This is a genomic window from Acinetobacter sp. I-MWF (genome assembly GCF_025433935.1).
GTDB lineage: Bacteria > Pseudomonadota > Gammaproteobacteria > Pseudomonadales > Moraxellaceae > Acinetobacter > Acinetobacter guillouiae.
Window position 1 is genome coordinate 1,769,572 of sequence record NZ_JAMBAR010000001.1, and the last position, 15,506, is coordinate 1,785,077.

The 15,506-nt window shown below is 41.2% G+C and carries 14 protein-coding genes; 6 read left to right on the forward strand and 8 right to left on the reverse strand.

What is annotated here, in order from left to right; genetic code table 11:
• The first annotated feature begins 37 nt into the window (after positions 1-37).
• The 5 genes from M2R48_RS08160 to cntB all read left to right on the forward strand — a co-directional run bounded on the left by M2R48_RS08160 (position 38) and on the right by cntB (position 6,473).
• Positions 38-1,693 carry a BCCT family transporter gene (locus M2R48_RS08160; RefSeq protein WP_016539053.1) on the forward strand — a complete coding sequence of 552 codons (1,656 nt, stop codon included), beginning with the start codon at positions 38-40 and terminating at the stop codon, positions 1,691-1,693.
• On the forward strand, positions 1,690-2,643 hold the full coding sequence (locus M2R48_RS08165; protein WP_262085732.1) for an alpha/beta hydrolase: 954 nt from the start codon (positions 1,690-1,692) through the stop codon (positions 2,641-2,643). The genes M2R48_RS08160 and M2R48_RS08165 overlap by 4 nt, the downstream gene beginning before the upstream one ends.
• A gap of 66 nt (positions 2,644-2,709) precedes the next feature.
• Complete coding sequence (cntA, locus tag M2R48_RS08170; RefSeq protein WP_004721375.1) at positions 2,710-3,825, forward strand: carnitine monooxygenase subunit alpha; 1,116 nt, start codon at positions 2,710-2,712, stop codon at positions 3,823-3,825.
• A 128-nt stretch (positions 3,826-3,953) separates the two neighbouring features.
• Complete coding sequence (locus M2R48_RS08175; RefSeq protein ID WP_262085733.1) at positions 3,954-5,405, forward strand: NAD-dependent succinate-semialdehyde dehydrogenase; 1,452 nt, start codon at positions 3,954-3,956, stop codon at positions 5,403-5,405.
• A gap of 111 nt (positions 5,406-5,516) precedes the next feature.
• Positions 5,517-6,473: a carnitine monooxygenase, reductase subunit CntB gene (cntB, locus tag M2R48_RS08180; protein WP_262085734.1), complete on the forward strand. Its 957-nt coding sequence runs from the start codon at positions 5,517-5,519 to the stop codon at positions 6,471-6,473.
• 193 nt (positions 6,474-6,666) lie between these two features.
• Here the strand turns inward: cntB and M2R48_RS08185 are convergent, their stop codons facing one another.
• From M2R48_RS08185 to M2R48_RS08220, 8 genes are all read right to left on the reverse strand, one after another.
• Positions 6,667-7,548 carry a transporter gene (locus M2R48_RS08185; RefSeq protein ID WP_004721369.1) on the reverse strand — a complete coding sequence of 294 codons (882 nt, stop codon included), beginning with the start codon at positions 7,546-7,548 and terminating at the stop codon, positions 6,667-6,669.
• Positions 7,549-7,628: 80 nt separating this feature from the next.
• A complete protein-coding gene (gene catA, locus M2R48_RS08190) occupies positions 7,629-8,549 on the reverse strand; it encodes a catechol 1,2-dioxygenase (RefSeq protein WP_262085735.1) in 921 nt (306 codons plus the stop codon).
• A 124-nt stretch (positions 8,550-8,673) separates the two neighbouring features.
• Positions 8,674-9,735 (reverse strand): NADH:ubiquinone reductase (Na(+)-transporting) subunit F, encoded by a 1,062-nt coding sequence (locus M2R48_RS08195; protein ID WP_262085737.1) that lies wholly within the window; start codon positions 9,733-9,735, stop codon positions 8,674-8,676.
• A gap of 11 nt (positions 9,736-9,746) precedes the next feature.
• Entirely contained in the window at positions 9,747-10,109 is a 363-nt protein-coding gene (locus M2R48_RS08200) for a phenol hydroxylase subunit P4 (RefSeq protein WP_004721365.1), read from the reverse strand.
• Positions 10,110-10,203: 94 nt separating this feature from the next.
• Positions 10,204-11,730 (reverse strand): aromatic/alkene/methane monooxygenase hydroxylase/oxygenase subunit alpha, encoded by a 1,527-nt coding sequence (locus tag M2R48_RS08205; RefSeq protein ID WP_262085738.1) that lies wholly within the window; start codon positions 11,728-11,730, stop codon positions 10,204-10,206.
• A 67-nt stretch (positions 11,731-11,797) separates the two neighbouring features.
• Positions 11,798-12,067: an MmoB/DmpM family protein gene (locus M2R48_RS08210; RefSeq protein ID WP_004721361.1), complete on the reverse strand. Its 270-nt coding sequence runs from the start codon at positions 12,065-12,067 to the stop codon at positions 11,798-11,800.
• Positions 12,068-12,079: 12 nt separating this feature from the next.
• Positions 12,080-13,081, reverse strand: a complete 1,002-nt coding sequence (locus M2R48_RS08215) for an aromatic/alkene monooxygenase hydroxylase subunit beta (protein ID WP_262085739.1) — start codon at positions 13,079-13,081, stop codon at positions 12,080-12,082.
• A gap of 18 nt (positions 13,082-13,099) precedes the next feature.
• Complete coding sequence (locus M2R48_RS08220; protein ID WP_262085740.1) at positions 13,100-13,390, reverse strand: phenol hydroxylase subunit; 291 nt, start codon at positions 13,388-13,390, stop codon at positions 13,100-13,102.
• Positions 13,391-13,795: 405 nt separating this feature from the next.
• Here M2R48_RS08220 and mobR point away from each other — a divergent pair, with 405 nt between their 5' ends.
• The gene (gene mobR / locus M2R48_RS08225; protein ID WP_262085741.1) at positions 13,796-15,478 is read left to right on the forward strand and encodes a phenol degradation transcriptional regulator MobR; all 1,683 of its coding nucleotides are present in this window, start codon (positions 13,796-13,798) and stop codon (positions 15,476-15,478) included.
• The last annotated feature ends 28 nt before the right edge of the window (positions 15,479-15,506 follow it).

The following is a 15,506-nucleotide window of genomic DNA, read 5'->3' on the forward strand; positions in this document are numbered from 1 at the left end:
CTTAGGGAATAAACAATCAGGATCCAAGATGGATTGAATGGATATGGATAATCAAAATACAAAACTTTATACAGATAAGACACTTGCAATAACCAGTCTTGCCGTTGTGTTTATTTCGGTGGCTGGTTTGGCAATTTACTCGACTGAATCTATACAGCTTGCTGCTCAATGGATGAAGTGGACAACATCTGTTTTTACTACACCAGTGCTTTTATTTGCATTTTTATCAATTATTTTTACCTTTGCTTTGGCGTTCAGTAAATATGGAAAAATCAAATTAGGTGAAGGCAAACCGCAATACAGTACCATGTCATGGATTTTCATGTTCATTTTATCGGGTATTGGTTCTTCGACCTTATATTGGGGCTTCTTAGACTGGGCTTATTATTATCAAACACCGGGTTTAAATTTAACTCCTGAATCTGCGGAAGCATTGAAATATAGCGTTGCTTACTCATTCTTTCATTCGGGATTGAGTGCTTGGTCGATCTATGCGCTGGCTTCAATTTCACTGTGTTATAGCTACCATGTCAGAAAGAATAAAGGCTTGAGTTTGGCTTCAATGATTGAAGCGGTCACTGGCTTTAAAGCAACTGGACCTGTTGGGCGCCTTGTCGATCTGATGTTCTTGTTGTGTATGTTCGGTGCTTTAACGATTTCTTTGGTGCTGACTGCGGTGACTTTTACCAATATTTTGTCGCAGCTGACAGGTATCCCCAATACCTTTATGACCAAAGTGGTGATTATTTTTGCAGTATCGATTTTATTCGCCCTGAGTTCTTATGTGGGGATGGATAAGGGCATGCAACGTCTCAGCCATATGGTGTGTTTAGGTGTGGTGTTGTTTGCGATTTATGTGCTGTGCTTTGGGCCGACCCAATTCATTATGAATAACTCGCTGATGAGCTTTGGCTTAATGGCAACCAATTTTGTCGATATGAGTTTATTTACCGACCCAATGGGCGATGGAAAGTTCACCCGTGAATGGACCGTATTTTATTGGTTATGGTGGATTTCTTATGCACCGGGTGTGGCCTTATTTGTAACGCGTGTTTCAAAGGGACGTACCATCAAAGAAGTGATTCTTGCCATGGTCATCGGTGGTAGCGTTGGTTTATGGTTCATCTTTGGGGTGTTTGAAAACTACAGTGTCTATAACTTTATTCACGGTATGGTCAATGTGCCACAAGTTTTAAGCCAACAAGGTGGTGAAGTTGCGATTAGCCAACTGCTTGGTTTATTGCCTGCTGGCAAGCTGATGATGTGGATTTTCCTTGGGATTATGGTGATTTTTCTTGCAGCACATATGGATGCTGTGGGCTATGCAGTGTCGGCAACTTGTACCCGTGGTTTACGTGAGGGGCAAGACCCATCACCAAATGCACGTTTGTTCTGGTGTGTGATGCTAACCCTTGTCCCGATTGCGATGATTTTCTCTAAAGCACCTTTGGACACCATGAAGACCGCGACCATTGTGACTGCTTTGCCATTCATTGTGATTATTTTGATACAGACCTATGGCTTGGTGAAATGGTTGATTGAGGATTATTCAAAGGTTCCATCCCATCTGATAGAGCAAATGAGTTTTAGTGAGTTGGAATCTTTAGATCAAACAGACGCAAATAAACATATGCACATTGATGTTGCAATTGAACCCACTGCGGATAAAACCAGTCAAAAGGAATTGTCATGACACAACAACCGAGCATGCACTATAGATTGAGTGAAGAAATGCAAAGTCTGGTGTACTGGAGCAGCATTTATTCACCTGCGGATGATGATATCGATTCTATTCGGGCTGCGTATGATGCGATGTGCTTACATTACACCTTACCACGTGATGGTACGGTCAATATTGAAGATAAAACTGTGCCGCAGCTCAATCATCCAGTCAATGTTCGGTTGTATTCACCACTGGGTGAAGCACCAGCGACAGGTTGGCCATGTATTTTGTATCTTCATGGTGGCGGTTGGATGGTGGGGAATCTTGATTCACATGAGTTTATCACCCGCTATTTATGTCGTGATTTAAATGTTGCTGTGTTGAGTGTGGATTATCGCTTAACACCAGAACACCATTTTCCAGCTGCATATGAAGACTGTGAAACGGTATATCACTGGCTCTATCAACATGGCCTGCAATGGAAGATTAATCCAAATCAAATTGTTTTGATGGGGGACAGTGCGGGCGGTAATTTAGCGGCTGCACTTGCAGTGCAATTACAACATACAGGTGCTCAAGCCTGTGGTCTGGCAATGATTTATCCATGTTTGAGTAGCAGTTTTGATACAGCATCCTGTCAGCAGCAAGCAGATGCACCGTTACTGTCGCTAGCGGATATGCATGATTACTTGCAAGCCTATGCGCCAAATGCAAGCGACTGGCAGGACTTACGTTTATCACCACTGTTGGCACAGGATTTTTCCGATATGCCCCGTAGTTTTATTGCCGTCGCTGAGTATGACCCTCTCAGTGATGATGGGCGTATTTTTGCTGACAAGTTAAAACAGGCCAATATTGCAACCGAATTTTATCTCGGTAAAGGATTACTACATGGCAGTTTACGGTTAGTACGTGACTGTCCTGTGGTGCAAGATTTATATCAGCGCATGCTGAATTCGTTAAAGCCAATGTTCAATTGATTTGAACATCAGCCAATTTTAAACAAACGGTCGTTAGGACAAAAAAGAGTTTAATGGAGTAAAAACATGAATGCAGTTGAAAAATTACCAGAAGATTTCTGTTCAAACCCAGACGTTGCTTGGACATTTCCCAAAGTGTTCTATACATCGTCTCAAGTTTTCGAGCGTGAAAAAGAAGAAATTTTTGCAAAAAGCTGGATTTGCGTTGCACACGGCAGTGAAGTGGCACAAGCCAATGACTATATTACCCGTAAGGTCATTGGTGAAAATATTATTGTGATTCGCGGTAAAGACAGCGTATTACGGGCTTTTTATAATGTCTGTCCGCATCGTGGGCATGAGTTGTTAAGTGGCAGTGGTAAAGCGAAGAATGTAATTACCTGTCCTTATCATGCATGGACATTTAAGCTAGACGGAAGTTTGGCGCTGGCACGTAACTGTGATCATGTTGAATCCTTTGATAAACAAAACTCAAGTATGGTGCCTGTAAAAGTTGAAGAGTATGCCGGTTTTATCTTTATCAATATGGATGAAAATGCCACTTGTGTTGAAGATCAATTGCCAGAGTTTGCACAAAAGCTCAATGAAACTTGTGCGGTCATCAAAGATTTAAAACTTGCAGCACGCTTTGTGACGGAAACACCAGCGAACTGGAAAGTGATTGTAGATAACTATATGGAATGTTATCACTGCGGACCTGCGCATCCGGGCTTTGCTGATTCTGTTCAGGTGGATAAATATTGGCATACCACACATCAAAACTGGACCTTGCAATATGGTTATGCACGTTCTTCAGAAAAATCATTCAAGCTGGATCCATCGGTACAAGATCCAACCTTTAGTGGTTTTTGGACATGGCCTTGCACCATGTTTAATGTGCCACCAGGCGGTAATTTTATGACCGTGATCTATGAATTTCCTGTAGATGCTGAAACGACATTACAACATTATGATATTTACTTTACCAATGAAGAACTGACTCAAGACCAAAAAGATTTGATTGAATGGTATCGTAATGTCTTCCGCCCAGAAGATTTAAATCTGGTTGAAAGTGTGCAACGTGGCTTAAAGTCACGTGGTTATCGCGGTCAAGGGCGAATCATGACGGATAAGCAACGTTCGGGGATTAGTGAACACGGCATTGCTTATTTCCAAAACCTCGTTGCGCAATATCACAAATAATCATTTAAGGGAGCCTCTCAAAATATCACTGGGGCCAAGAGCTCGATCATGTGTTTTTTTGAGAAGCACTCAAGTTAAAGGTGCGGCAAATAAAGTCGTACCTTGCTTTCAAACCATAGGATCATGACATGTCAAGTTTGCAAGGTAGTCCGCTATTTCAACAACGCGGATGGGTAAATGGTCAGTGGATCAATGCACAATCCAATGCCACTGTACCCGTCACCAACCCAGCAACAGGTGAAGAGATTGGGCTTATTCCCAATATGGGGGCAGCAGAAGCAAGCCTCGCTGTTGATGTTGCATATCAAGCCTTAGCAACGTGGAAAGCCTTAACTGCACAAAAACGCGCAGATTTATTATTGGCTTGGTATCAGTTGGTATTGGCACATGCTGACGAACTGGCTCGTATCATGACCATTGAACAAGGCAAGCCTTTGGCTGAAGCCTTAGGTGAAGTGAAATATGCTGCTTCATTTATTCAATGGTTCGCAGAAGAGGGCAAGCGAGTTTATGGTGATGTGATTCCTACCACCAACAATCAACAGCGTTTTATCATTACCAAGGAACCTGTAGGAGTGGTTGCAGCGATCACGCCTTGGAATTTCCCAATCGCTATGATTACTCGTAAGGCTGCGCCAGCTTTAGCTGCGGGTTGTACGATTGTGATTAAACCTGCCAATGAAACGCCTTATTGCGCCTTGGCCATTGCCAAACTTGCAGAAATGGCAGGGATTCCTGCTGGGGTGATCAATGTTGTAACAGGTCAGTCACAAGAAATCGGTGCAGTATTTACCAGTCATGAAAAAGTCAAAAAACTGACTTTTACTGGCTCAACACCTGTTGGTCGTTTATTGATGCAGCAATGTTCAGACACGATTAAAAAACTTGCGCTCGAACTTGGTGGAAATGCGCCATTGATTATTTTTGATGATGCGGATTTAGATAAAGCAGTACAAGGTGCAATTTTTGCCAAATTCCGTAATGCAGGGCAAACCTGTGTTTGTGCCAACCGTATTTATGTACATGACAAGGTTTATCAGGCATTTACTGAGAAATTTGTGCAAGAAGTTGAAAAATTTAAGATTGGCAATGGTCTTGAAGAAAATGTACAGATAGGGCCTTTAATCAATGAAAAAGCCGTCCTTAAGGCTCAACAGTTGATTGATGATGCAAGAAAAAAAGGTGCACAAGTGGCTTGTGGTGGTAAACAGCATGCACTTGGACAGACCTTTTTTGAACCAACCGTGCTTACTGATGTGGATCAAAGCATGGAAATTGTCAAAGAAGAAATCTTTGGGCCAGTGGCACCACTGATTCGATTTAGTGATGAAGCAGATGTGGTTGCCCAAGCCAATGACACCATCTTTGGTTTGGCAGCCTATGTGTATAGCGAAAGCATTTCACGGATCTGGCGTGTCGCAGAACAACTTGAATATGGCATGGTGGGGATGAACTCAACTGCAATTTCAAATGAAGTGGTCCCGTTTGGCGGTGTGAAGCAATCAGGGGTAGGCCGTGAAGGTTCTAAGTATGGCTTAGAAGAATTCATGACCATTAAATATATGTGTTTAGGGCTATAGGATAAAGGCGTGTTGGACATTCATTGATGATCATCCAACACGCTGCCCTCCAATGAGAAAGCGCTTGAATAAGTACTTAAAAAAGCAACATGTGGTAAAGAGGATTTAGACATGGCAAGTCATTATGAAATGTTTGCATCAGTGGTCACTGGGGTAGAGCAACTTACACCATTGATCAAACGGTTTACATTTAAACGTCAGGATGGACAAAGTTTTCCTCAGTTTAATGGGGGCAGTCATATCATTGTAAAAATGAATGATCAGCTTTCCAATGCCTATTCACTGATGAGCTGTGCTCAGGATCTTAGCACTTACCAAGTATGCGTACGTAAAGATGTAGAAGGTAAAGGTGGCTCGGTCTATATGCATGAGCAATGCAATGAAGGCTGTGAAATTCTGATTTCAGAACCTAAAAATTTATTTCCACTTGCTGAAAATGGCGCAAAACATATTTTAATTGCAGGTGGGATTGGGATTACGCCTTTTGTGCCGCAAATGGATGAGTTGGCTGCACGTGGGGCAGATTACGAATTGCATTATGCCTATCGTTCGCCAGAGCATGCTGCACTGTTGCAAGAGCTCAAACAAAAACATGCTGAACATATTTTTAGTTATATCGATTCAGATGGGAAATGCCTTGATCTCGATCAATTAATTTCCGCACAGCCAAAGGGCACACACGTTTATGTCTGTGGGCCAAAGCCAATGATTGATGCGGTGATTGATCGTTGTAATTTTCATCGTTATCGAGATGAATATATTCATTGGGAACAATTTACTTCAACCGTACCTGAAGATGGTGAAGCGTTTACTGTGGTTTTAGCGAAATCCAATCAGCAAGTCGAAGTTCAAGGCAATCAGACTATTTTACAGGCGATTGAAGCACTGAATATCGATGTTGAGTGTTTATGTCGTGAAGGGGTGTGTGGTACCTGTGAAACTGCAATCCTAGACGGTGAGGCAGAGCACTTTGATCAGTATTTGAGTGATGATGAAAAAGCATCACAGCAATCGATGATGATCTGTGTATCTCGTGCTAAAGGCAAAAGATTGGTATTAGATTTATAAATAATCCTTGGCGTAAACCGAAGTGATTTATGTTGATATATTGCAGCTTTACTTTAACCCGAAATTGACGGTTTCTAAATTAACGCCGAATGAATTTCATTCGGCGTTAATGACTGATTATGAGTATGATTTAACAACTACATTTGAGCATCTGCGCAAAAAACCAAATATTGCTAAGTGCAAAGCATAGCCACTAAAAAGCCCAAACAAATTTTAATACACTCGTATGGCCTTCAGGGCGATTCTCAACATGAGTTTCTTTTAAATACTTTGCTTCAATTGACCAGTTTTTATCTTGATATTGTATGGCAGGACCAATTGCCAAAACTTGTCCACGCATCGCAATATTTTCACCCTGTTGCTTATCTGACTTGGTTTGCTTAAAAGCGTAGCCTTCAACAGCCACTTTAACCTGATCAGTAAGTTTATATCCAAGACTATAATCACCAGCAAAATATTCCCCAGATTTGTATTGGGTATCATCATTTTCAGTGTTAAAGCTATAAGAAATTTTAGTTGAAATATCTAAACCATTTTTTGGCGCATAGCTGTAAGCAAAAATCGGTCGAACAGTATTATAGTTTTTGCCAATATTGGCGACCAAAGGCTGTTGTGCTGTGGCCTTATCATATTGACCTGTGGCGAGTACTGTTTCTATCGCAGCAATCCAGTGGTGATCTCCTTGATGCCAACCTAACATTGACCCCAACATTAAATCACCTAAGGCAGTGTTATGGTCTGACATCCCCGCTGCAGATAATCTGAGATCTACCATAGGTTGTATGGCATAGAAACCCAGTTGACCACCGAGATAGTTTTGTTCTGTCATCCAGACCAAACGGGGTATAAAGGCATTTACATCTAAATGAAAATTCGCTGGGCCATTATCAAAACTTCCAGCATGGTAATTTTGATAATAGCTTAATAGATACACACCAGCAGGTGGTAGTGCACCTGCCATCATACCTTCAGCACCGAGAGCAAATGAGTCAGCCCCATTTTCTGTGGCACAGGCAATGCTACTGGTTAAACCGAGCATCAATGGAACTGAAAGTTTGAACATCAATTGTTTCATAGAAAATCCTTTTCAATGATATTTTTATTGCAGGTAGCTGTAGCTAAACCTAAGCGGGTTAAGCATCACTACATTGTTGACTAAGCAGCTACTCGACGACGATCAACCTCTGTAGAGGGGACTTGATCAGCGTCTTTGACCAATTGGAAATTAAACTTGATGTATTTAAAGGCTTTATCTAAATTGTATTGTTTAATTTTCGCGAGATCCGTTACATCCAGTGCAGTAGCAATCAGTCCATCACGAGTAGCAAAGGCAAAGTCATCCCAAAGGTATTTGTCACCTTCAATATTAAATTGGGTGGTCAGTTTGCGATAACCCGGCGCAGAGACAAAGTAGTGAACATGCGAAGGGCGGTTACCATGTCGCCCCAACAAATTGAGTAAAGCTTGTGTTGTACCTTCAGGTGGGCAGCCATAACCGACCGGCATGGTGGTTTGAGCGATATATTGACCTTGTGTATCGGTGAAAATACTGCGGCGTAAATTAAATGCAGACTGAGATTTATCAAAGAATGAATAGTTGCCTAAACTGTTTGCATGCCAGATTTCTACTTTTGCATTGGGAATAATCTGTCCAGCAGTGTCAGTGACAATGCCTTCAATGATTAAGGCATCGACATGCCCAGATTCAGAGCCATCGTCCATACGAGCAAAGCCAACGGACTCAGGCGCACCTGCAACATAAAGCGGTCCTTCAATTGTTCGTGGTGTTCCACCTGTAATACCGGCTTTAGCATCTGCTTCATCTGCACGTAAATCTAAGTAATGTTCTAGCCCTAGACCTGCTGCCAAAAGCCCCAGTTCATTGGCTTGACCTGCATCTGTCAAATATTCTAAGCCTTTCCAAATCTCGGTTTGCGACATATCTAAGTCTTCAATGGCTTGGAATAAATCACCAAGTAAACGAACAACGATTTGCTGAACACGCAGATTGACTTCACCTGTTGCTGTCGCGACGTTCATTTGCTGAACGAGGCTATCGATTTGTTGTCTATTCATTATCATCTTCCTTTGATTGATATGAGTATTTGGCATGAGTATCTTGAGAGCGATCTGGAATCAGTGCAGATCACTCAAGCTGGTGTTGCTATATTGGATAATTTAAGGGTTCAACCACTCAGCTTTAGATGTGTCTAAAAAGTGCCGAACGTGATTGCCCATTTGCACCATCTGCCGCGCTTAAAAAGCGTTCAGTATGGATGTCTTTTTCAAATAAACGGCTTTGCATCAAGGTGGAGATGGCGGCATCAATCATCGGTGGTGGGCCACATAAATATGCCTTGTGCCCACTGCATTTATTTTCAAAATAATTGGCAACCGCTTCATGTACATAACCTGTAAACCCTGTCCATTGGTCTTCTGGCTTAGGCGCATTTAAGGCAGGGATGTATCTGAAATTTGGATATTCTTTGACAAGCTGTTCGAATTTTTCACGGTTATATAATTCAGCAACATCCCGTGCACCTTGGAACAAATAAATGATACGGGTGTCACCGTGTTCTAAAAGATCCAGAATCATCGATTGAGGGCTTGAAAGCCCTGAACCACCTGCAATGAAAATGACATTTTGCTGATCAGACTTACGCACAAAAAATTGTCCATAAGGTCCTGAAAGCGCTATTTCTTCACCAACACTCAGTTCATCATGCACATAGCGTGTTGCACCACCACCTTGCACTTTACGAATATGTAATTCGATCAGATTTGCTTCGCTCGGTGTATTGGCGATTGAAAATGCCCGGGTTCCTTCAATATTAGGGAGTTGGATATTGATGTATTGGCCTGCTTGAAACTGCATTGGTCGATCAAGTTGAAGTCGAACACCTTTAATCGTCGGCGATAAATCCGTTATTTCAATGACTTTGGCTTGGTAGTCTTGGACTAAATAGCCTAAGAAATCCTCGTCTTCATCCACGTCCGCTTCGATGACCATGTCAGATTCTGGCTTGCAACAACAAGCCAACACTTTATTTTCTTCACGTTCAATGTCCATAAGTGCAAAAGGCGAGGCTTCACCTACATCATAAAAGCCGTCTGTGACTTGAACTTTACATGTACCGCAAGTGCCATGTCCGCAAGCAAAGGGCAACCAAACACCTTGACGCAATGCTGCATCTAAAATGGTTTGATCTTCTTCAACTTGAATGATGGTTCCTGCTGGTTCAATCGTGACTTGATAGCTCATCTGTGTTCTCCTTAAACATGTGTGCCTTGGTAACCTGCTAAATCAGGCGTTACAAAGCGCAGGAGAGATTTATGATCAAAACCTAAATCTTCTAGGGACTTAGAAAAATCAGCCTGTAAAAGATTGCGGTTTAAACGGAATTCAACTTTAGACCAATCAATATGTTTAAAATCGGGATGTTGCTCAAAACCTGCTTGAATTTGCCCATCGATCAAGGCTTGTAAGCTTTGTTTTGGTGAAACCACAAAAGCATGCGCCGAACAAAATAAGGTGTGATGATCCCAACCAATAAACAACAACATGTTTTCGCCGTAATTTTGTTGTAGATCTAGTGGTTCAAATTGATATTTTTCAACAATCGCTTGTACAGTCATGGTGTATTTCCTTAAACTTTTGAATAAATCCTTGAGCGGATGCTGTCGAGTTAGACAACATCCATTGCTTATTTTTTAATTTTTGGATGAGGGTTTAAGCTGCGTTGCCTTTCCACTTTTTCCAGCGCTGTTGGTCAGGTGAACCTTCAATATCGAGATTGTCTGCACCGACATTAAAGTTGTAGTAATCCCTTAAAATACTTTCTAAATCTGGACCACCACAGTTACCCTGCAAAATTTGATGTACAGGCAACCACGCTTGGATGTATTTCTCAGGTTCGCGTTCAAAAATGTCATGACAACCATCAGAGCAAGTGTGATAACGCTCATCTTTGTAAATTGAATCACGATAGCTAAATAGTGTTGGGTCGCCATCCATTTTAGTAAAGGTCATTGGAATTTGGCACACTTGGCACAATTGAGGTAAACCTGCGCTATAGAAGCGTTTACCTTCAGCTTCCATTTTTCGAGCAAGTTCCCAACGTGGGCGATAATATTTATCAAACGTGTCAGGATATTTTTCTGAGAGCCAATCCATTTCCTCATCTGTTGGGATCCACGTATGGAAGCCTGCTGCATGACCGAAGTTATAGAAAATCCACCATGCTTGATGCGAAACATGTTCTTTCTCTTTGCTAATCACTTCACTATATTTCGGCATACGAATCCCGTAGCGACTTAAGTCTTTAAATAAAGCGCCACCCGCTTCTTCAAAATAAGTTTCCCAAGCTTCTTTCCATGACATGACTTTATTTGGCAACATGTAATCCATCATCATGCCGACGATGGACAGCAGGCGAGTTCCTCGCCAGAACCATTTATCAATCCATTCTTGTACGATTGGCACATTATCTTCGTGCTGTTCCAGTAAGAATTTTACAATTTCCAGTCCTAGCGTCATGTGGCGTGCTTCGTCTGATTGTGCACTAAAGCCAAATGTTACGGTTGCCATATCACCATTGTAAGCTGCTCCCGACATGAAAGGAACGAACAATAAGTTAGTTAGGACATATTCAAAGGCAAAGCTGATTGCCAATAAAAACTCAAAAGGCCCCGCTGAACGTGCATCTTCAAAGAATGATTTAGGTACAGACAAGTACCAGACACGGTCATGCATATGTGCCCAGTCTTGGAAGCCATCAAAGAACTTGTTGTAATGGCTCATCGCATGAATCTGGGTTTGTACATGACGTAATTCATCAATGGATTGCATTTGCGAGGCGATACGTGCACCAATGCCACTGAACTGACGTCCAACATGTGCATAGCCTTGGTACGCTTGATATTCAAGCGGGGTTACCGCGGTTAAAAACAGTTTAATTGCGTTGACATAACGTTCATTTGAAACATTCATTTGCCCATTGTTTTGTGCAAAAGCATCAAAAATGGCATATAGCTTCTTTTCTTTTTCTGCTTGGTATTTCCAATAGTTATCCATGGTTAAACGGAAAGGATCTTCCCATTTCGACCAGTCGGTAATTTTGATGCCTTCAAACTCTTCATACGGAAAGGCATCTTTACGATCTGCATAGGAAAAGTCCCAATCTAGATCACGGGTGAGTATCCGATAACGTTCTTTGGCATTGAGCTTTTTATTGTTTACTTTGGCTTGGCTATTCATTTTGATCATCCTTTAATTTACATGCAGCTACCTGCTATTTATGCTTTAAATCTAGGGGAAGTGCGGCTTAGTTCCACTTCAAGGTAAAACTGTCATCATCTTCATCAACATTGCCACCCAAGGTAATCATGTTGAGTTGTAGTTCTTGGATATCCCAGTTTTGCCCAAGTTTTTCTGATACTGTTTCTGCACGTACCACCAGCTCGCCAGTGCTTTCGACCCGAATCATCGCGGGAAGATATTGAATTGTTGCTTCAGGATTGTCCTGTTCAATCGCTTCAATGATGTAGCGTGAAGTGTCATTGTCTTGCAGTGCTAAATAAACTTTAGAGGTCATGATGGCAAATCCTTATGCTGCTAAATCGAGTAAAATGTTGCCGGCTTTTTTGCTACGTTCAGAGATCTTATTTAGACCTGAATCAATCCCTGAATCCGTCAGTGCGGTTTGTGCCCAAGCACTAAATGCTTGTTTAACTTGGGGTAGTAATTCCGTGATCCATGTTTGAATCAGGGTTTTATTCTCTTCAGATTCTGAAATCGCAGTTTTTAAAACACTGTCTGACCACTTCGCTAAATCAGTTAAACAGTCCTTCATAAATTCGGTAAGAATGGCAATATCACGCCCGCCATTTTCAACCAGCCATTCATCGAGCTGTCCAAAAACCAGCTCTTGTAACATGCTGTCAATCAAAAGATTTTGCAAAATATAAAGTTTGAACCAGTCTTGTTCGGTTAGGCTTTGTTCACAAAGTTTACGTAAGGGTTGCCAAGTTTCATCATTTAGCCAAGCGTGTTTGGCTTGTTGTAAGGATTCACCTGTATTGCCATCAAGGATTAAGCCAATACGTGAAATGTATTGCGCCATACCGAGACGATCCATAGCCGCAAAAATACATGCTTGGGTGATGACAGTGCCATAACCATAGGCACTGCCTGACATCATATGTAAGTTGGCTGTTTGTTCGACATAGCGAAAAGGTAATAAACACTGGATGATTTTTTGTTTCACTTCATCACTGAGATTATTGACCAACTGACGTTTTTCAAAAAAAGCATAATGACTTTCAGCGGTATCTTGCAGACGTGCACGATGTTGTACATAAGCGCCATAATAAAATTGACGAGGGTCTTTAAATGCATACCAATCTTGCATTTGCAAAGCGGTATGGGTTTTATCATTTAAGGTTTTATCTGGCTTCCATAAGGGGCGATAGTGAAAATTTGTCGAAGCTTGAATATCAAAGCTGACTTCTTGATAGCGTGTTGCGGGCTTGGCTCCAAAACGGCGTTCGATATACGCATAAGTCTGACGAATCGGTTCTAAATTGGATGTTTTAATTTCTAAAGTCATTAGCTTCTCCTTGTAGAATTAAGCCTGATCTTCTTGATCAGAATGTTGGCGAGCATGATTTAAAACAGTCGGTTCAATGCCATAACGCCATTTATCTTCCTGCGCATCGTTCCAAGCCTGTTGTTCTGCGGTCATTTCAATGACATGATTAGTTTCACAAAAATGCTGGAAAGCCTGTTGGGGGAGAATCAGTTCAACAAAAAGCGTAGGATCTTGAATGGCAAAATCGAATTCGACAAATTTGGCATTCCGCTCACCAGTAATACGGATATATTTGACCAATGTGGTAGGCTGTTTAGCGTCAATCATGTGCTTATCCTTTTATCAACATCAAAACAATTTTGATGTAGAGCTTCATGCTCATATGCTAGGTTTGCTCTAGATATTCCAAAAGTCGTGCCAACTTTAAAATTTAATTAAAATTCAATTATTTATTATTTTTTGCTCATAAGGATATGAAGCGCGACAGCATTATTTTCATCAAATAATGAAGCTAAAGAGATGCTGATTTCATCAAAAGATGAAACAGTGATTTTGATGGGAAAGATCGAGTTAATGTTTATAAAAACCAATAACGACTTGATATCGATTAAAATAAAAACAATATACCTTAAAGGTATGAAAATATAAGAAAAGGTAGTGAAGCTTTTGGTTCAGAATTAGGTAATATCAAGATTGCATTCACAAAGACATATAGCCAAGGATGGATATATCATGCCCCCAGCCAAAGATGTGAAGGTATATAAAAAAATACTGGAACAGAACAAAGATATTCAAGATTTACTCGATAAAATCGTTTTTGATGCTCAACACGGACAAATCTGGTTTGATGAAAATCGAATGTTGTTAATGCATACCAGTATTTTGGGCTTTTTAAGAAAAGATCTCTATCAAATGTTGGGGCTTGAACGCACTAAACGCTTTTTTATTCGTTGTGGTTACCAAGCTGGCATGCGCGATGCAGAAGTGACCTCAAAACTACGACCAAATTTAAATGAAGCAGAAGCTTTTATGGCTGGACCGCAAATGCATGGCATTCGTGGTATGGTGCAGGTTGACGTCAATGAGCTACATTTAAGTCATGATTTAAAACAGTTTTATGCTGATTTTAACTGGCTTAATTCATTTGAGGCAGAGGTGCATTTAAGTGAATTTGGTGCTTCAGATCAACCTGCTTGTTGGATGTTATTGGGCTATGCCTGTGGCTATAGCAGCTTTGTCATGGGGCAGACCATTATCTATCAAGAGACACATTGCGTTGCTCAGGGTGATGAGCATTGTCGAATCATTGGAAAGCCATTGAGTGAATGGGAAAATGCCGATGAGTTGATTCGCTTTATGTCACCCGATGCTGTCTCGGACGAAATCATTGCCTTACAGGCGGAACTCAATCAATTAAAGAAAAATATTTATACCGATGCTGAAAGTGATTACACCATGTTTAATGCGGTAGGCGAGTCCGTTGCCTATCGAAAAGTCTGTGATCTACTTAAAAAAGCAGCAGGGAGTAAAGTCGCAGTTTTATTACAAGGTGAAACAGGCGTTGGCAAAGAAGCATTTGCACGGGGTATTCATAATGGCAGTCAGCGTCAAGCGCAACCATTTGTGGCAGTGAATTGTGCCTGTATTCCTCCTGATCTGATTGAGTCAGAACTGTTTGGTGTGGAAAAAGGCGCATTTACTGGTGCGGTTCAATCTCGAATGGGAAAATTTGAACGTGCTCATGGCGGAACAATTTTTCTAGATGAAGTGGTTGAGCTTTCACCACGCGCACAAGCTGCATTATTACGGATGCTGCAAGAAGGTGAGTTTGAACGGGTAGGAGATAGTCGAACACGCCAAGTCGATGTCAGACTTGTTGCTGCGACCAATGAGGATTTAGAGCAGGCCGTTAAAGATGGAAAATTCCGTGCAGATTTATATTATCGCTTAAATATTTTTCCTGTGATTATTCCGCCTTTACGTGAGCGAAGAGAAGATATTCCCTTGCTGATTAATCATTTTTTGGCACGCTTTGAAAATATGTATAACAAGACCCTAAAAGGGCTCAGTGATAAAGCAAAAAACTTTATGATGAAATATGATTGGCCTGGCAATATTCGTGAGTTGGAAAACTTGTTGGAAAGAGCCACCTTACTGACCGATCATCAACAGGAAATTAAATTGGACAGTTTGTTTCCTCAACATAAGGATTTAGAAGCAGTGAGTGAAACTGCACAATCACTGATCAATGTAGAGGATTTATTTAGTGAGAATTTCTCTTTAGATCAACTTGAACAAAATATTATTCGTAGCGCTATGGATAAAAGCCAACAGAATGTCTCAGAAGCTGCACGTATGCTTGGAATTAGTCGGGCAACATTGGATTACCGTTTAAAGAAAATTACGCTGGGCTAAAATCAAATTTGCCTCAATAACCATAGAA

Coding starts and splice junctions, on each gene's coding strand:
- M2R48_RS08160 (WP_016539053.1), top strand. CDS start 38: ATGGATATGGATAATCAAAATACAAAACTTTATACAGATAAGACACTT.
- M2R48_RS08165 (WP_262085732.1), top strand. CDS start 1,690: ATGACACAACAACCGAGCATGCACTATAGATTGAGTGAAGAAATGCAA.
- cntA (WP_004721375.1), top strand. CDS start 2,710: ATGAATGCAGTTGAAAAATTACCAGAAGATTTCTGTTCAAACCCAGAC.
- M2R48_RS08175 (WP_262085733.1), top strand. CDS start 3,954: ATGTCAAGTTTGCAAGGTAGTCCGCTATTTCAACAACGCGGATGGGTA.
- cntB (WP_262085734.1), top strand. CDS start 5,517: ATGGCAAGTCATTATGAAATGTTTGCATCAGTGGTCACTGGGGTAGAG.
- M2R48_RS08185 (WP_004721369.1), bottom strand. CDS start 7,548: ATGAAACAATTGATGTTCAAACTTTCAGTTCCATTGATGCTCGGTTTA.
- catA (WP_262085735.1), bottom strand. CDS start 8,549: ATGAATAGACAACAAATCGATAGCCTCGTTCAGCAAATGAACGTCGCG.
- M2R48_RS08195 (WP_262085737.1), bottom strand. CDS start 9,735: ATGAGCTATCAAGTCACGATTGAACCAGCAGGAACCATCATTCAAGTT.
- M2R48_RS08200 (WP_004721365.1), bottom strand. CDS start 10,109: ATGACTGTACAAGCGATTGTTGAAAAATATCAATTTGAACCACTAGAT.
- M2R48_RS08205 (WP_262085738.1), bottom strand. CDS start 11,730: ATGAATAGCCAAGCCAAAGTAAACAATAAAAAGCTCAATGCCAAAGAA.
- M2R48_RS08210 (WP_004721361.1), bottom strand. CDS start 12,067: ATGACCTCTAAAGTTTATTTAGCACTGCAAGACAATGACACTTCACGC.
- M2R48_RS08215 (WP_262085739.1), bottom strand. CDS start 13,081: ATGACTTTAGAAATTAAAACATCCAATTTAGAACCGATTCGTCAGACT.
- M2R48_RS08220 (WP_262085740.1), bottom strand. CDS start 13,390: ATGATTGACGCTAAACAGCCTACCACATTGGTCAAATATATCCGTATT.
- mobR (WP_262085741.1), top strand. CDS start 13,796: ATGCCCCCAGCCAAAGATGTGAAGGTATATAAAAAAATACTGGAACAG.